Source organism: Oleiphilus sp. HI0123, assembly GCF_001635315.1.
Window position 1 is genome coordinate 1 of sequence record NZ_LWGE01000155.1, and the last position, 1,195, is coordinate 1,195.

The 1,195-nt window shown below is 48.9% G+C and carries 1 protein-coding gene; it reads right to left on the reverse strand.

Annotated elements, in window-relative coordinates; all coding sequences use genetic code 11:
* Nucleotides 1-177 precede the first annotated feature (177 nt).
* On the reverse strand, nucleotides 178-1,195 hold a 1,018-nt coding region (gene dnaJ, locus A3761_RS01420; protein WP_068749679.1), incomplete at its 5' end, for a molecular chaperone DnaJ.

The following is a 1,195-nucleotide window of genomic DNA, read 5'->3' on the forward strand; positions in this document are numbered from 1 at the left end:
TCGTCATTCCCGCGCAGACGGGAATCCATTGTTTTGAACCCACCTCAGGTGCTGGAAAATGCTAGATCATTCTAAATACCATGATTTCCCCGTCGATACCTACTAATTGGGTGTATCTAACTCCGCGAGACAATGGATTCCTGCCTGCGCAGGAATGACGGTGGTGGAGGCAATAATCTAATTAGAACTCGTCATATCATCAAAAAAGCTTTTCACACCTTCAAACCAGGTATGCTTTTTTGGCGCGTGCTTTTTATCACCATGTTTATCTAGCGTATCCTGAAATTCGCGCAATAGGTCTTTCTGCTTTTTAGATAAGTTAACTGGCGTTTCAACAGTCACACGACACATCAAGTCACCAGCTGCACCACCGCGAACAGGGGCAACACCTTTGCCACGCAAGCGGAACATTTTGCCTGTCTGAGTCTCGGCCGGAATCTTCAATTTAACGCGACCATCTAGTGTAGGCACTTCCAGCTCACCACCCAGAGCAGCATCTACCAAGGAAATTGGCACATCGCAATACAAGGTCTTGCCATCGCGCACAAAGATCGGATGCTCTTTAACCGAAACCTGTACATATAAATCACCTGACGGCGCGCCATGCGTGCCCGCTTCACCCTCACCTGCCAAGCGAATTCGATCACCGGTATCGACACCCGGCGGAACCTTAACAGACAAAGTCTTGGTTTCTTCTATCACACCCGAACCGTGACATGAACGACAAGGATCTTTAATCATTGTTCCCTGGCCGCGACAATTTGGACAGGTCTGCTGCACAGAGAAAAAGCCTTGCTGCATTCTGACCTGGCCCGCACCATTACAAGTACCACAATGCTCAGGCTTAGAACCTTTTGCAGCACCCGAGCCATTACAAGGCTTACAGGTCACATGAGTTGGTACGCGAATTTTTACTGTTGTACCCTTAACGGCATCTTCCAAGTCCAAGTCGAGGGTATAACGTAAATCAGCACCACGAGCGCTACGCTGGCGGCCACCGCCACCTCCGCCGCCACCGAAAATATCACCGAAAACATCACCAAAAATATCGCTAAAGTTACCATTACCACCACTAAAGCCACCGCCACCAGCTTGCGGGTCAACACCTGCGTGACCATACTGATCATAAGCGCCACGCTTCTGCTCATCAGAAAGGATCTCATAAGCCTCAGTTGCTTCTTTAAACTTTTCTTCT